This is a genomic window from Phormidium sp. CCY1219, from assembly GCF_055795085.1.
In genome coordinates this window covers 12,637-28,992 of record NZ_JAYFEQ010000714.1, presented here as the reverse complement: position 1 = coordinate 28,992, position 16,356 = coordinate 12,637, and the positions used below count along the sequence as shown (strand labels likewise).

The 16,356-nt window shown below is 50.2% G+C and carries 9 protein-coding genes; 2 read left to right on the top strand and 7 right to left on the bottom strand.

Annotated features, from left to right (window positions below):
- Positions 1 to 829 precede the first annotated feature (829 nt).
- From AC0QH1_RS21240 to AC0QH1_RS21230, 3 genes are all read right to left on the bottom strand, one after another.
- The gene (locus tag AC0QH1_RS21240) at positions 830 to 1,801 is read right to left on the bottom strand and encodes a polysaccharide deacetylase family protein (protein WP_442957352.1); all 972 of its coding nucleotides are present in this window, start codon (positions 1,799 to 1,801) and stop codon (positions 830 to 832) included.
- 348 nt (positions 1,802 to 2,149) lie between these two features.
- Positions 2,150 to 3,721 (bottom strand): bifunctional pantoate--beta-alanine ligase/(d)CMP kinase, encoded by a 1,572-nt coding sequence (locus AC0QH1_RS21235; RefSeq protein WP_324633317.1) that lies wholly within the window; start codon positions 3,719 to 3,721, stop codon positions 2,150 to 2,152.
- A gap of 862 nt (positions 3,722 to 4,583) precedes the next feature.
- A complete protein-coding gene (locus AC0QH1_RS21230; RefSeq protein ID WP_324633316.1) occupies positions 4,584 to 5,732 on the bottom strand; it encodes a septal ring lytic transglycosylase RlpA family protein in 1,149 nt (382 codons plus the stop codon).
- 730 nt (positions 5,733 to 6,462) lie between these two features.
- On the opposite strand from AC0QH1_RS21230, the gene purM reads away from it, so the two are divergent.
- A complete protein-coding gene (gene purM, locus AC0QH1_RS21225) occupies positions 6,463 to 7,494 on the top strand; it encodes a phosphoribosylformylglycinamidine cyclo-ligase (RefSeq protein WP_324633315.1) in 1,032 nt (343 codons plus the stop codon).
- A gap of 1,397 nt (positions 7,495 to 8,891) precedes the next feature.
- Positions 8,892 to 9,395, top strand: a complete 504-nt coding sequence (locus tag AC0QH1_RS21220; RefSeq protein ID WP_324633314.1) for a helix-turn-helix domain-containing protein — start codon at positions 8,892 to 8,894, stop codon at positions 9,393 to 9,395.
- A gap of 255 nt (positions 9,396 to 9,650) precedes the next feature.
- Here the strand turns inward: AC0QH1_RS21220 and AC0QH1_RS21215 are convergent, their stop codons facing one another.
- The 4 genes from AC0QH1_RS21215 to AC0QH1_RS21200 all read right to left on the bottom strand — a co-directional run bounded on the left by AC0QH1_RS21215 (position 9,651) and on the right by AC0QH1_RS21200 (position 16,082).
- Positions 9,651 to 10,283, bottom strand: a complete 633-nt coding sequence (locus AC0QH1_RS21215) for a chemotaxis protein CheC (protein ID WP_324633313.1) — start codon at positions 10,281 to 10,283, stop codon at positions 9,651 to 9,653.
- A gap of 311 nt (positions 10,284 to 10,594) precedes the next feature.
- Entirely contained in the window at positions 10,595 to 11,674 is a 1,080-nt protein-coding gene (locus tag AC0QH1_RS21210) for a protein-glutamate methylesterase/protein-glutamine glutaminase (protein ID WP_324633312.1), read from the bottom strand.
- A 33-nt stretch (positions 11,675 to 11,707) separates the two neighbouring features.
- The gene (locus AC0QH1_RS21205; RefSeq protein ID WP_324633311.1) at positions 11,708 to 12,592 is read right to left on the bottom strand and encodes a CheR family methyltransferase; all 885 of its coding nucleotides are present in this window, start codon (positions 12,590 to 12,592) and stop codon (positions 11,708 to 11,710) included.
- Positions 12,593 to 12,638: 46 nt separating this feature from the next.
- Positions 12,639 to 16,082, bottom strand: coding sequence for a HEAT repeat domain-containing protein (locus AC0QH1_RS21200; RefSeq protein ID WP_324633310.1), 3,444 nt, complete (start codon positions 16,080 to 16,082; stop codon positions 12,639 to 12,641).
- Positions 16,083 to 16,356 lie beyond the last annotated feature (274 nt).

The following is a 16,356-nucleotide window of genomic DNA, read 5'->3' as shown; positions in this document are numbered from 1 at the left end:
GAGTTGGACTAGGCATAAACAACTATTGCGGAAATCGGGATAGTTTTTTCCATCCCTGAGGTTGGACTAGGGATAAAAAACTATTGCGGACATCGGGATAGTTTTTCCATCCCTGGGGTTGGACTAGGCATAAAAAACTATTGCGCTTATCGAGATAGTTTTTCCATCCCTGGGGTTGGACTAGGGATAAACAACTATTGCGCTTATCGGGATAGTTTTTTCCATCCCTGAGGTTGGACTAGGGATAAACAACTATTGCGCTTATCGGGATAGTTTTTCCATCCCTGGAGTTGGACTAGGGATAAACAACTATTGCGCTTATCGGGATAGTTTTTTTCCATCCTTGGGGGTGGTGAAATATAACAGGTCTCTTTCTTGATGTGGTACGCAGACGAATAGTCCTAACCGCGTCGGCACCTCCGAAGTAAAAATTCGTTACCTCACCCATATGAGAACTGCTATAACAGTTAAAACAGGATTTTAGCGGTCAAAAACCGGATGGTATTTTGTCGCGTTCGGCGGCTTTGGTGCCCCGGGAGAATGAAGAAATCGAGTCGGTTTATTTTAGGGAAAAGTTATTTTTTTGACTTAACCTAATTTCAGGTAGAAGCATTAAAAAAACCGGGATAGTAGGGGGAAAAGGCTTTGGAGGGGAAGAAATGTAATAAATCGCGTTTGGACTGTTTTTTACCGGATTTCGGACGAACAAATGTTGGTATAATGCCGTTTTTTATGCCTGAATGAGGGGGAAAGTTAGGGACACGGGAATGCCGTGCCCTGAATCAAGCGGTGATAAAAACTATCAAGAATGGCACGAGGCGATGAACCCTTAGTTAATCGGATCGGGGAGGGGTGTTGGGGGAGTGTCGGTGTTTTCTGCTATGGGAGTTTGTTGTTGTGTGTCGTAAATTTCCAACAGTTCTGTGAGGGTGACAAATCGATAGCCTTGATTTCGCAGTTCGGCAATAATGGTGGGGAGAGCTTTCACGGTTGTAGAGCGATCGCCACCTCCATCGTGCATGAGGACAATTCCACCCGGTCTAGCCGTGGTCAGCACGTTGTTAATCAGGGTTTGAGTCGAGGGATAGGAAGATTCTTGGGCATCAGAAGACCACATGGCCACCAAGTAATTTTGACTGTGGGCGTAAGCGACCAATCCATTGGTTAAAACCCCTCCTGGCGGACGAAAAAGCGAGGTTTTTACCCCGGTCAATTCGTAAATTAATGCGGCGGTGTCCCCGAGTTCTTTAGCGGCGATCGCCTGACTCACGGGATGATAATGGTGATTCCACGTGTGGTTGGCAATGGCGTGACCTTCTTCTACCACTTTTTTCCCGATTTCGGGATGAGCTTTGAGGTGTTGGCCAATCAAGAAAAAGGTCGCTTTAATGTTATTTTCTTTGAGAATATTTAGCACTTGCTCGGTGTATTTCGGCCAAGGTCCATCATCAAAAGTTAAAGCGATGACTTTTTCGTTATTTGCCAGGGCGACATCATAAATGGTTTGACCTTCAAAAGAGGCGGGGACGGCAAACGTCAGCTTTTTTTCTTTTTCTGCGGAGAGTTGGGCAAGGGAAATGCTGAAGTCCTCCATCCTTCCCCGTGAGGTGTCTTGGACGATTAGCAAATTGGGTTGCGCTTGGGCGTTTTCCCCACTCAAAGACATTCTTGCCAGCATCCCTTGCGAAAAAACCGGGGTGGAAGGCAGGAGCATTCCAGCCATTATCACCCCCGTTGCAGCCAGAATGGTCAAGGCCATAAATTTTTTAGAAAATAAGCGATGAATCTCTATCAATTTCACGCTCCTGCCTTAATTGTGATTATCTCAAACCGGGGGAGAGTAAATTCACAAATTCCAGGGGGAAACGCGATCGCGTTTCCCCTCCCCCTCGGGCTACCTTACCGCCTCGGAAACTGAGGCGGAATAGCGCTTCCTGGGACTTTTCATTCCACACTGATGGCAATGAAAAATAGCAAACGCAAAGCGTACCCGATCGCGTACCGTGTCTTTTACAGTTTCTAGACCCTAAACCACGATAAGCGAACCTTGTTTATCTGGATGGAGTTTCCAGGGTTCGTCATTACCTATTGGCTTGAAGGGTGACACCGTAAGAATTGTTTTAACGGCTAACTTCGGATTGGCCGGGAATTAACGTTTATCATTGCCGAGCGAGTGATATTCATTCCCCAAACCTCTTTGGCGGTAGTGTTTGACAATTTCTCGGACGACTTCATCCACAGTACGCCCATCCGTTTCTATTTCAATCGCAGTTTTAGCTTTTGTCAAGGGTGCAATTTTGCGGGTGCTATCCTTGCGATCGCGTTGCTCAATTTGTGTCGCTAGCTGTTCGAGGGGAATTTCTTGTTCTCCTCGATTTGTCAGGTCTTTCTGACGTCGGCGAGCTCGCTCTCCTACCGAGGCGGTTAAAAAAATCTTAAGTTCCGCATCGGGGAAGACATGGGTGCCGATGTCTCGACCCTCTACCACAACGCCGCCTCTTTCTCCAAATTTCTGCTGTAGGCAAACCAGGTGACGGCGGACGCTTTTGTAACTCGAAATGTCGGAGACATGAGCCGTAACGATAGAAGAGCGAATGGCTTGGGTGACGTCATGTCCGTTTATCAAGACTCGAGTCGGAGTACCCTCGTCTTCGGGATCCGCGAGTTCGATTTTGGCGGTACTGGCCACTTCCGCGATCGCCGGTTCGTCATCCAGGGAAATTCCCCATTCGAGAACCTGCCAGGTTAGCGCTCGATACATTGCACCAGTGTCCAAATACATCAAGCCCAATTCTTTAGCGACCAAACGAGCTACGGTGGATTTCCCCGCCCCCGCTGGACCATCAATGGCTACAATGGGTTGGCGATTTTTCAGGATAATGTTGTCGATTAAGCGAGTTTGACCCACTTGCGCGGCGATCGCTAACAATCCCGCGCGCTCGACGGTTTCTAATGGTCTGAGCGTGGTCGGATCCACGAGAGTACAATACTCCAATTTAACTTCTGGAACTGTTGCCAGTTCCGATTTTACCGCCGCAATTATACCCCTATTGGTGGCATCGCCGGCGCTAAATTTTTTCGCGGCTTTTTGTAAACTGCGATACAGGACTGATGCGCGTTCTTTTTCGCTCTCGCTGAGATACTGGTTGCGCGAACTCATCGCCAGTCCCGATGACTCCCGCACGATCGGACATGCCACAATCTCCACGGGCCACTTCAGATCCGCCACCATCTGCCGAATAATTGCTAGCTGTTGGGCATCTTTTTTGCCAAAATAAGCGCGATCGGGCCAGATGGTATTGAAAAGTTTTGCTACAATTGTGGTAACACCTTGAAAGTGGCCGATCCGGCTGCGACCGCACAGCACTGATGTCATGGACTCGGGGGGTACCACCTGCACGCAATGCTCGGAGGACTCCCCCGCCACTCCCATTTCCTCGGCACTGGGTACGAAAATCGCATCGACTCCCGCTTCTTCACAGCGTTGGCGATCGCCCTCTAAGCTTCTCGGATATTTCTCAAAATCTTCCGTCGGACCAAATTGCAGCGGGTTTACGAAAATGCTGACGATCGCAATTTCATTTTCCCGTCTGGCTTGTTGAATTAAACTTAAATGACCCACGTGCAAGGCTCCCATTGTCGGAACGAGACCCACTGTCTGTCCCGCCCGATGCAATTCTAAATAGCAACGTAAACCCGCAACAGTTCTAAACAGGCGCACAAAAACCCCCTCTATCTTTTCTTTTCTGACCCTAAGTAGTTTATCTCATTTCTTTGTTCTCCGATACGCAATTGCAATTCCTTTGAATTTTATGTCCTCTAATTTATTCCCCAAAATCCCAGGTTATGTCCCATCCCGTACTTCAAAATGAGGAGGATAATTCCTAGGAAACGCGCATTGCTCTGTGCTGAAAATTAATCTCGATCGAGAGATTTTATAACCTCGAGATAAACTCCTCCAAACGAATAGGAATTATTGATTAAATCGTTAATTTTTTTCGGGTTTTGAGAATAAATTTTAGCTCAAAAATGTTATTGCGACGGTAGGGTGCGTGACCGCCGACTCTCCAGGGGTTCCTGGTCTCCCACCGTGGGGTCGGCGGTTACGCACCACAGGTATCTTCCACCGCACCAGGGGCGTAGCCCCCTAATTCTCCAGATGCGATGGTCCTCCCCAGTGGTGTGGGGGGTCACGCCCCTGCCTGCACTGCCTGGGGTGCGGTATTTTTTCAAGGGAGTTGAAAAAGCAAATCTGGGCTAATAAAATAGCCAAGAAAAACGCTATATTTATGAACTTAAAAATGTATTTTTTATTCGTTCAAAAAGCTTTAATTTTAAATCCAATTAATTGCAATATGTTTTATTAAAAACTGCCATGTTATATCTCTTGAAACTATTTTGAAAAACTTATTTGCAGATTCATCAAGAGTGATGAACGGGCTGGGCATTATGTCTATCAATTCTCAAAGTATGTAGCATAATTCCTGTGACCAAATGGGATTGACCTTGAGGAGGGGACAGGGGGCTGAGGGCGGAGCGATCGCCCCAGGGCTTGTGGTTAGTCCTGGGACTTGTGCAGTGGATTAATTTAAAATTTCGACGCGCACGGGGGCTACGCCACTTTCGATCATGCCGATCGCGCGGGCGGCGGCGGCGGATAGATCGATAATTCGGTTTCCGACATACGGACCGCGATCGTTAATGCGAACTACCACAGACAGACCGCTGTTCAAATTCGTAACGCGCACCCGGGTACCGAAAGGGAGATGAAGATGAGCCGCCGTCAGGGCATTTTGATTGAAGACTTCGCCACTGGCGCTGAGACGTCCGTGAAAACCCGGACCATACCAAGAGGCCCAGCCATCCACTTGATATTGAACGTTGTAAGCGATCGCCGGTTCGGCGGGAGAGACGGGTTTGGGCTTAGGTTTGTTGGCAATTTCTGCGATCGGGGGTGCATTGCCAAGCAGTCGGCGCAATCGATTGGTGATTTGGAGGGCATCTTCGGCGAGGTTATTGGTCGTGTCGGGAAGTCGGGTTTGAGGATCGATGCGGACTAATTCCTCATCCTTAACTTTAATCAGATAGCTTTCCGCCACCTCATTGCCAGAATCATCGACTTTCCCATCCCAACTGACCGTAATTTCCGAGGCAATATCGCGCGATTGGATTTGTTCGAGTTTAGCGGCGATTTCCGAAGCTCTCCACATCGGATCGGCGAGACTTTCAGGGGGCGATGCTTGCACGAGAGATGGAATGGTATGGGTGGCGAGGGTAGAGCTGACAGCGGTTTTATTTGCGGTAGAGTTTGACAAGGTATCAACTTGCGAAACCACCTCCGGGAGTGTGGGGCAAGACTTACTAGAAGAAGCCTCCGGAGTGGATCCGAGAAAGGCGATCGCCGGAATATCCCGAAGATAAAGGATAGCTGCCGGTTGCCCCTCCAGGATATAGGCTTCTACTTTTGCAAACCGTTCGGATGCCAGTGCGGCCCTACCGGGATTCTCCTCAGATTTGCCCTGTAGAGTTGCGAGGTTGTGGGACTCATCGAGGAGGGGGGAAGCGAAGTTTTCCTGAGTCTGCCCCAGGGGGAGGGGTTGTGACTGTGCCGCCTCAAAGCGATCGGGCGCGTTTCGATTTCCGAAGCGATTTGGCTCAGCATGAACCACGGAGGGGACGCCACAAGCACTCACCAGCACAACTGTAGCGATCCACCAACATTTTTTTTTCATCTCTCAGATGCGGTAAAAAGACTTCCGCAATAAACGACAGTTTTAATGGGAGAGGAATTCCCGTCAGTAATAGAGTGGCTAGGCAGTGTTTTGAATCGCCCGACTGTTTTGGGCAGAAAGAACGACGGTGACGTTTTGCGATCGTCTTTTCTCCCGGCAGTTACGGACTCGTGCCTTTCTACCTGTAAGCCCAGGGTGAGCTGTAATCCCCTAGTTCCGTTTCTGGGGTAAAATTTGCCTCTAAGAGCGCATTCCCTTGTGCCGTGGGACGGTGCGGGGTTGCTCGGCAATGTTACGCCTCGGGACTCTCTCCAACACAGTAGTTTAACCCGATTAAGCCTGTTTAATGCTGGAGTTCTAGAGCCTAAGACTGGCAAACACTCTGTCGGGTTGGGATTGCGGACCGAGGCGGGGGTCAAGTTCCGGATATTTTATCAAAACTTTCCCTTGCGCGATAACAAACAAGCTATGAATTTGACAGGCAGAGGATGTGTTAAATTTGTTCGGCGAAGAAATACTTCATGGCTCCTTTAGAGGGGCACGAGCGGTTATAAAATTCAGATATATTGCATATTGAGAATGCGTTCATCCGTTATCGCGGTGGGGGAGGCGACAGGGTAGGGGGCCAGGATATGCTATAGTTAAAAATTTGCTCACAGAAGCTCAGCCATTAGGGCGAGTTAGGGGCAAGTAAAATGAGGCGTTTGTTGTCATTGAATTGGGGTGAAAAATGGATTATCGAGAAGCGGGTGTAGATGTAGAAGCCGGTCGCGCCTTTGTAGAGAAAATTCGCGCTCTGGTAGGGAGTACCCATCGCCCGGAAGTGCTGGGAAATCTTGGGGGCTTTAGTGGCTATTTCGAGATGCCCGCCGGGTACAAGCAACCGGTGTTGGTGTCTGGAACTGATGGTGTGGGAACGAAGCTCAAACTCGCCATGCAGCTCGAGCGTCACGACACCGTAGGCATCGATCTGGTGGCAATGTGTGTTAACGATGTCCTGACATCAGGGGCACAACCCCTATTTTTTTTAGACTATCTGGCAACGGGAAAACTGGATGGAGAACAACTTGCCGAGGTGGTGAAAGGGATTACCGACGGTTGCAAACAAGCCGGCTGTACTCTGCTGGGGGGGGAAACGGCAGAAATGCCCGGTTTTTACAATGCGGGAGAGTACGATTTGGCGGGGTTTTGCGTGGGGGTAGTGGAGAAAAGGGAAATTTGCTCCTCCGAGAAAGTACGGGTATCGGATGTGGCTATTGGATTAGCCAGTGCTGGGGTTCACAGCAACGGGTTTAGTTTGGTGCGAAAAATTGTCCGCGATCGCGGTTTAAATTGGAATCATCAACCCCCCGCCTTAGAGGCTAGTTTAGGTGAAGTTTTGCTAGCGCCGACGAAAATTTACGTCAAACCGATTTTAGAAGCATTGAGTAGCGGGATAGAAATTCACGGAATGGCCCATATTACCGGGGGAGGTTTACCGGAAAATTTGCCCCGTTGTTTGCCCGAGGGGATGTCAGTGCGAATCGACCGAAATAGTTGGCCGATTTTACCCATTTTTGATTGGATAGCCCAGGCGGGAGAGGTGAGTCTTGCCGATATGTTTAACACTTTTAACATGGGCATCGGATTCGTGTTACTGGTGAGTGAATCCTGGGCCGATCGCACTCTGGAGTGGTTTGAATCTCGCCAGATTTCTGCCTATCGAATCGGCGAAGTCGTGGCGGGCGATGGGGGGTTAATACTTACGCCAGAACTGTCTTAAAGTAACAATTGCGCTAGATTCAGAGGCGGCATTTCTGTGGGAGGCGATCGCGGGTTGGAGTGTGGGGGAAATTGAATTCCCAAACTCCTCGCGACTCCCCTTTTAGGTTCGATTTGAGAGGAATTTCATGGGAATGAGATTCCTCCGATTTTTTTGTGGGATAGAGACTCCCAAAGCGGAAGGGATTGCAAGACAACCGGGCGGGTTTCGCTTCGGTTCGAGGGAAGAGATTTGCGGATTTAAAGTGAAGAAATCCCAGAAGTATCCGTGGGGGAGAAAGAAAGCTGGGAAGCACAGGAGTTCGAGTATTTGGAGTCCGAGAATTGGGGAGAATTTTCCAAGCAACGGTTTGTTTATTAAAAAAAGCGGTAGTTGGCGGCTAGTTTTTTGGTTTTAGCGTTTGTGCGGGGAGAATGCCAGAAAAGGTCACATCGCTTTACAAAACTTATTGAATCTTAAGATAAGAAGCTCGCATCGGCAGAAACCACCAGCCTGTAAGGGGGCGGCTGTCTACGTAAAACCCCGGAGACGTTTCCGTAACCTCCTCAGATTGAAGAAAAAATCAATACAGTGAGTCAGGCGGCAAAAATTTTCCAAAAAAAGCTCAAAATATTGCGGGGAGGGAATTTTTGAGGGTAAATAAGTGGGGAAAGGACTTGACAAACGCTGAAGGTTGAGCCAAGTTAGTCAGTATTACCACTGAAACTTCCGAAATAGGCGTCAAATCACCCCTAGGGACAGATGGCGAATTTAAGCTTGAGTAACAGTCGGTGCTTCGGACAAGTGGAGATGCGATCGCCTCTCAGACTTGTCACTCAGGAGATTGTGGAATCCTGGATAGACAATCCCAGGGCGATTTCCTCCGCTCGAGTTGGGCTGTTTGTGGCTCTCTTGACGGAGCGAATTTTAGAGGCTATAAGCGAGATCGATAGCATTCGCCTGCCTCAGGCGATCGACTCATCGCCTCCGTGGGAAACCATCCACCCGTGGTTCAAATCTGCTGTAAGAATGCACGCCAGGCTTTTTCTTCAAGTCAAAGGCGCAAAAAAGTCTGTTTTAAAAGCATGTCAGGTTTTTTGTAACCACCCGATTGGCGCGTCGATAAAGGAAATATCCGATTGAGGGTAATATTCTTCCCCAATTGTTTCGGAAGGAAATTTATTAGCCCAATTACTTAGCCTCAAAGAGGCGATAACAACAGGCAAAGAGCCGGGGTGTATTCGATGCTTTGGCAGCGAAAAAAGTAACAAGGTTTTCTTAAAGCAAAAACTCGCAGAGCGGAGGCTGATTGTAGCTTTGTAAAGTGGCTGGCTTTGGCCAGAGAATCCAAGAACCGTTTTTTGTCGTCAAAGTAATTGAGTTAATCTGCCGTTATTTAAAAGTAGGGACAGCGTAAAATGCCAAACACTCTGAAACTGGATATCAAAGAACAAGCGGACTATCTTAAAACCCGTTTCAAAAAAGAAACCAACGCGCAAAGAAAAGAAAGACTCCATGCTTTGTACTTACTGAAATCGGGGAAAGTTAGTACCCTCGAGGCGCTTTCTAAGTTGCTTTCGCGAGATACATCTACGCTGTATCGGTGGTTTCAGAAGTACAAAAAATCCGGTTTGGAAGGGTTGCTTAAAGTTTATAAACCAGCAGGAAGGCCAATTACGATTCCTCCTGAAGCGCTGGAAAAACTGAAAAAACGCATTGAAGAACCGGAAGGTTTTAGTAGTTATGGAGAAATTCAATCCTGGTTGAAAGAAAATTGTGGAGTGGATGTAGACTATCATGTAGTTTATCGGGCTGTTCGTTATAAATTTCAAGGAAAGTTTAAGTTCAGCAAACGCCCGAAATCCAAGAGACATGAGTCCCGTGAAAACGAGCGTCAGCCACAAGCAATGGTCAATGGATAATAGCCGTTCTAGCTTGAGGTAAAGTCAATCAAAAATAGCGGGATTTTTCATAATTTTCGTTAAAACTAGAAGGCATCTCACCTCAGTATTGCCAAGGAATTTTTCTGGATATGCGGAGAAAGACTGGCGGATTGGGGTGAGGTGCCTATTTGATTGAAACATCAGCCAAAAGCAGGGTGTTTAATGGTGTTTTTTCATGGGTTTTGCTGAGTCAAGTGAATAATCGATCGGAATGCGGATCGTTAGAGGGAAAAGTTAAACCACGGTTGGCACCGCGATCGAGGCCCAGGTTTCAATGGCTTTAATTAAGCAGGAGAGAGAAACCACGCCGGAAACAAAGCTGAGATGAGCGTTAACCGAATTGTTATGAAGTTGGAAAGTGGTATTTACCACCAAAGCGTAACGGAACTCATTTTTTTCCACAATCAGGGAGTCCATCAGTGGCGAGAGCAACTCGAGTTCAAAAGAAGGGACAGAAAAAGAAAGGGGGCGCTGAAGCATTTTGCTTAACATGCCCAGATAGGCATTTAAGACCAGATTGCCCACTTCGGTTAAGATATCGCAAGCCGAAGCATCCAGGCGATCGCTCTTCGGGAGAGAATCTGTCTGGAGTAAATTGGTCAGCATCAAAGCATAATAATAGTCGAGTAGAAATAGAGAATCGCCCGAAATCGAACCGGTGAACAACTGATGAACCGTTGCCATTTGACTGGGTAAAGACTCAGCCAATTCAGTCGCCAACCGGCTTAAGGGATAGAGAGAAACCCCCGACACCTGAACCACCACGGGACAACCAATTAACTCTGATAAGGAAGCCGCAGTCCGTCGAGACAAAGCCATTTTGGTAAATTCAGTTAACCCATTGTTTTGTTGATTCGTCAGTAGCATTATAGATCTCCATTGAGTCGCGCCAACGATCGAGAGTGTATGAGCAACAGCCCGCGACAAGTCGTCGCAGTTGGCTCATGCGATCGCCCTGAATTGTCGCGACTGCGAAGATCGAGGTGACATGGACGCCCCCCGATCGCCCTTTAACCCTATGTTGCGAAATTTTGCCCTTTCATTTGCCAAGAACCCTGCCCAAGCGACACTCAATGCAACCGCACTGCATCGCGCGCCACCAAGCGCGATCGGCAAGAATCTGTTCTAATCGTGCCCCTTGGGGATAGCAGACTATCTCAATGCAACAATTGCCCCATTTAAAGCACCTTTAAAATCGCACTAACCAGGCGATCGAGGGGAATGCTTTGGTCGTTTAACCCTGCTTCCACCACCGATCGCGGCATTCCATAGACCACGCAGGTTTCCTCTGCTTCGGTAAAAATCAAGCCGCCGTTGGACTTAATCCAGGCTGCCCCTTGGGTGCCATCAGAACCCATCCCCGTCATCACCACACCCAAAACCCGACGCCCGTACACCTCGGCGGCTGAGTGAAACATCACATCCACCGAAGGACGATGCAGGGTATCGAACGGGCGCGCATCCAGATGAATTCGCACCGTATCATCCCATTGGCGAACGAAAGTCAAATGTCGTCCTGCAGGGGCAATATAGACCGTCCCTGGAGCGAGCAAATCCCCCTCGCCGGCTTCCACCACCTTCACCGCCGAAATTTCATCCAAACGGCGCGCGTACATTTTGGTATAGCCCACCGGCATGTGCAAGACGATCGCCACCGGCACTGGCAAATCTGCCGGTAACTGGGCAATGCAGAACCCTAACGCCTGAGGGCCACCAGTAGAAATCCCGATCGCCACTAGATCCACCACCCCCGACTTTGGCGGTGCTTTTTGCTGAGGCGGGGGTGGAGTGCTTAACTGTGTTGCCACAGGAAGGCGATTTAAAGGCACATTGGCCGCTGCTTTTACTTTATCAATTAACTCATCGCTAATTTCAAAAATCTTTTCCGTTGCGAGTGCCGTGGGTTTTTGCAGGAAATCCACCGCCCCCGCATCCAGTGCGGCCAAAACCATTTCACCGCCCTCATTGGCAATGCTGACGATCACCACTGGTACCGGACGCCGCGCCATTTGCTCTCGCAACAATGCCACGCCATCCATTCCCGGCATAATTAAATCCAACGTCACCACATCCGGATTGAGGGTTTCAATTGCATCTAATGCCTCTTCTCCGTCCCTTGCAATGCCCACCACTTCAATAAACGGCGATCGCAATAGCATTTGCTTAACAACCTTGCGAATGTAAGCCGAATCATCCACGATTAACACCCGGATCGTTTTATTCATCACCCCTTTCTTTTCCTGACGACTTTTGCTCATCGATTCTGCCCTCCTTCAGTTCTCCCCTCTATGTTATTTCCTACTATTTTTTACATAAACAAACGCCTCATTGATTTGTTTTAACTCAAACCCCGTGGAAATCTTCAACAACGATTCTGACGCCCCCAAGAACAAATATCCCGGCGTTGGCATCCCGACAAAAAAACGTTCGGCAACTTCACGAATGGCGTGTTGCGAGAAATAAATAAACACATTCCGACAAAAAATAATGTGGCAATGAGTCAAATATTCAACTGCCGATTTGTCCATCAAATTCGCCGTTCGCCATTGAATGCGATCGTGAATGCTGCGAGATATCCGCCACCCCTTCTCCTCCCGGGTGAAATACTTTTGCTGCAAAGTAGGAGAAAAATTGCGAAAAGAGCGAGCGCGGTAAAGACCCGAGCGGGCTTTAGAAATAGCCGAAGGAGCCGCATCAGAGGCATAAATTTCGATATTCAAGCGGTCGAACCATCCCGCTTCATTCAGGGCGATCGCGATTGAAATCGGTTCTTCTCCCGTGGCGCAAGCCGCACTCCAAATTCGCAAAGGCTGAGAATTCATTTCCCCCGCACCTCCCGCCGAACCGCGCAACCGACGCGCCGCCAAAAATTGCGGCAAAATCACATCCACCAAAGCTTTCAGCGGGTCACTTTCGCGCCAGAAAAACGTTTCTTGCACGGAAAGGATATCGATGCACGCCTGCCATTCCTCCTCAGCCACCGGATCGTATTTAAGGAGATAGTAATAATCCAAAAACGAATTCAGACCCCGTTCCAGAACCCGAGGCGTCAACTTTTCCGCCAACATGTCGCGTTTGTCAATTTCATAATACAATCCCGTGCGTTCGTGAATTAAATCCCGCAGAATCGTAAAAACACTGTCAGTTAACTTAAACGGTTCAGGAAAAAATCGCATCAGTGGCATAGATGGGCGTGTAGGTTGGCCATTATTTCCTCGAAGCCTAAGCCTGGAGTACCTTTTGTGCCGCGCGACGCACCCCAGTATCCGGGTCAGTTCGTGCCAGGGAAGCGATTTTCTCCTCGCCCGCGCGATTTCCCAAATGGTTCAATGCATTCAGCGCCGCCAAGCGTACCGTGCGCTCGTCGTCATCCAACGCAGCAATCAATTGCTCGGAAGCATAAGGATGCTTCAAGCGAGCCAGAACTTCAACCGTAGCCGAGCGAACGCTAGCATGGACGTGCTGTAACCCTGCAGCCACCGAATCGATATAGCGCTCCAGCAACATATTGCCCGGTAACAGTACCCCCTGGGACGTTTCCCGACTCGCCTCCACCCCAGTGCCGCCAACTGATGCCAAAGCCATAACGCAGGTATCCCGGCAAGTGGGGTCCACCGTCAGTTCCAGCAAAGAAGAAATCGCCTCCGGGCTGGCCATTCGCGCCAGAGAATCGATCGCCGAGCGCACCACCCGGGTTTCGGGATCTGCCGCCGCAATCCACTGCAGGGCCACTTGCGCTTGCGATCCGCCGCGTTCCTTAAACGCCTGTAGCGCATCCAACCGCCGCTCGGCGTGGGGAGAATTCAGGGCATTTAACAAAGGAGCCAAAGCATCGGGATGGGCAATTCGGCCCAAAGCCGCGATCGCCGAGCGGGCCACCTCTCCATCTCCATCATCCACCTCGGCTAAATCAGCCAAAATCCGCACTGCGCGCTCCTGCCCAATACACCCCAGCGCCTCAGTAGCGCGGGCGCGCACCGGATTTGCTGGATCGGCAAGTGCCAATTGTTGCAACACCTGAAATAAAAAGTCCTGCCCCTGTAGCGTCACATCCTCATCCAACTCATGCCCATTTCCCGAATCGAAGGGCCGCGACGGGGGCGAAACCTCCACTTCTTCGCGACTGACCAACTTGGCAATTGAAGACAGCGCATAATAGCGCACCCAAGAATCCTCATCTTTCAATGCCTCCAACAAACAATCCAACACCACAGAACCGTCAGCTTCAGTGTCTCGGGCGTTGTTATTCGCGGAATTTGCCCGATCCCGCGCCACCCCCGACGCCATCCCATTCCGCTCGAACTCCATGTCGCCCAAAGCCCGGGCAGCAGCCGCGCGAACCTGGGGAGAATCCCGAGAAATTGTCGCCACCAAACGATTCATCGCCCGTTGGGGTGTTTCCAAATAAGGCAGATGCTCGATCGCCGAGCGACGAACCCGCTCCACCGGGTCGTCACAGCACTGGAAAAGTCGGTCGATGCAATTATCAAAGGCAAAATAGCCTGCAATTTTCACCGCCGACTCGCGCACCCAAGGATTGTCATCCACGAGCAAGGTGAAAATCCGTTCCGGTAAGGCAGGATGTCCCAGAGAATTGAGTGCCGCGATCGCGCTTAACCGCACCGCCACATCGGGATGGCCCAACAACTCCAACAGTGCCTCAAACGACGAGCGATCGCCAATCTGCGCCAGGGCCGCCGCCACCACCATTACCAACTCCGACTCGGCATTTAACAAGCTACTCAATGCTTCCACCGCCCCGGTATTGCCGATTCGTCCCAGGGCGATCGCCGCCGCCCGTCGGGTCTCCAAATCCACCGCCTCTAACTGAGACACCAACAGCGGACTCACCCGGGAGCCATAGCGCACCACCGCTTCCAAGGCGGCTTCCCTGACCTGTGGACGATCCAACAACTCCACTAACGCGCGTTCCACCTGCTCCCCTTCCAGCCAACCCAAAATCAGCGTCAACGCCTGCAACTCCTTCGTTGAAGCCGACTCTAACGCTGCCAAAAGATTCTGCTTCCCGATGGGGGAAATTACTGAGCGGGTCACATCGGCAATATAAGTCCCCTCGCCAAACACCCGTTCGTATCGCTGATAAATCGCCGCCACCGCTACTGCAATCTCGCCAATCGAGGTTCGGTCGGAATTGAACAACCTTACCATTGGTACAATGGTATCTGCATCCCCCAATTCGCAGAGGGCCTCTGCGGCTTGGGTTGCTAGCAATTGGTTTTCCAGCAGGGGAATCAGGGAGGGGGCAATACTGCGATCGCCAATCCGCATCAAGGCATCCATCGCCGGAAACGCCAAAAAGAAGTCTCCCGACTGAACTAAACTCACCAGCGGCTCCACCGCCTCCACTGCCCGCAAGCGCCCCAGGGCCTCGATCGCGTGATAGCGCACGTTGGTATCAACATCGAGTAAGCATTCGATCAGCGGCACAGTGGCGCGCGGATCCAATCGTTCCCCCAATGCCAACGCCGCATAAATTCGCAAATCCGCATCCCCCTCTTTCAAACACTCAATCAAAGACGGAATCGGATCTACATTGCTCAATACCAATACCTGCAACACGCTATTGAGCACGTTCGGATTGCGATGCTGTTCGCGCAACATTCGCAACAACTCTCCCATGACTTGCGAATCGCTCTGTCGGGCCAAATTGTCCACCGCCTCTCGCCGCACTCGCCAGCTCAAGGTATTTTTCAGCAACGGTAACAGTCGCGGCGCAATGCTCGCATCGCCAATCCGCATCAAGGCATCCAATGCGGGAAACGCTAAAAAGAAATCCCCCGACTCGGCGATCTGAATCAGTCGCTCGATCGCTTCTTGCGGTGGGGGAGATAGAGATCCCAAGATTCCCAACGCCTCGATCGCGTGATAGCGCACGTTCGCATCTTCATCCTCGAGGGTTTCGATTAAGGCGGGAATCGCGCGGTAATCCTCCCGCTCTCCTAACGCCAACGTCGCGTAAATTCGCAAATCTACATCCGGCTCTTTCAAGCATTCAATCAGCGCCGGAATTGGGTCGATGCGCTGCACGCTTAATACTTGCAACACGCTATTGAGAATGCTCGGATTGCGATGCTGTTTGCGTAATAATTCCAGCAATTGAGCCGTAATATTGGCATTGTTGGCATTCGACAAACTTTCCACCGCTTCGCGCCGCACTTGCCAGCTTTGCTCTTGCAGGACTTGCGTGAGTTGCCCCATGTGGATTTCGCTGTCGTCCCGGTCGTTCTGCGTCCGGGTTTGTTTGCTATTCGATTGCACTCGCGCCAGTCGTTCCGCTTGTCGGCGTTCGCGATCGCGTCGTTCGGTCACGTCTTCTATGGTGACGATGGTGCCGACAATTTGCTCTTTGTTCCGCAAAGGGGCGATCGTCACCCGCTGCTGCATTTGCTCGAAATACTCAGACGGATGAGGAGGTTCGCAAGGAATCAAATAATGATGTAGCGTCGGTGAAAGCGTGTCTACCACCCCCTCACTCAGCACGCGCTCAAACCGCCCTTTTAGTCCCCGCTTCTCAAAATCCGGCACGATCGCGCTCAAATTTAACCCGTAGGCCGATTCCCCGCTCACCCCCGTCATCTCGGCTAACCGGGGATCCCACGAACGCACGATTAAATTCGCATCGGTTGTGAAAATACTAATACTCATGGTGGCTTTTTATCCTCCCAACTGTTCGTTTTCTATCGGTGTTAAAAGGCGAGCGGCGAGCGGCACTCTTGCAATCGGCACTCTTGTCAGCGCTCAGAGGGCAGAGAAGGGCGGGCAGAAAAAGAGAAAGTTATAGAACCTCGGCAACCAATCACCAACAACCCAGGACTACGCAATGGAATATTTCCCAGATAAATCCTTGACATACTGACAATTATACCCGCTTCTTACCACTTTCACCTCCCTCGATAATTGGGCAATAATTTTACAAAAA

What these genes read in the sequence shown, in the direction of transcription:
- AC0QH1_RS21220 (WP_324633314.1), top strand. Translation starts at nt 8,892, where the DNA reads ATGCCAAACACTCTGAAACTGGATATCAAAGAACAAGCGGACTATCTT.
- AC0QH1_RS21215 (WP_324633313.1), bottom strand. Translation starts at nt 10,283, where the DNA reads ATGCTACTGACGAATCAACAAAACAATGGGTTAACTGAATTTACCAAA.
- AC0QH1_RS21200 (WP_324633310.1), bottom strand. Translation starts at nt 16,082, where the DNA reads ATGAGTATTAGTATTTTCACAACCGATGCGAATTTAATCGTGCGTTCG.
- AC0QH1_RS21230 (WP_324633316.1), bottom strand. Translation starts at nt 5,732, where the DNA reads ATGAAAAAAAAATGTTGGTGGATCGCTACAGTTGTGCTGGTGAGTGCT.
- AC0QH1_RS21210 (WP_324633312.1), bottom strand. Translation starts at nt 11,674, where the DNA reads ATGAGCAAAAGTCGTCAGGAAAAGAAAGGGGTGATGAATAAAACGATC.
- purM (WP_324633315.1), top strand. Translation starts at nt 6,463, where the DNA reads ATGGATTATCGAGAAGCGGGTGTAGATGTAGAAGCCGGTCGCGCCTTT.
- AC0QH1_RS21205 (WP_324633311.1), bottom strand. Translation starts at nt 12,592, where the DNA reads ATGCGATTTTTTCCTGAACCGTTTAAGTTAACTGACAGTGTTTTTACG.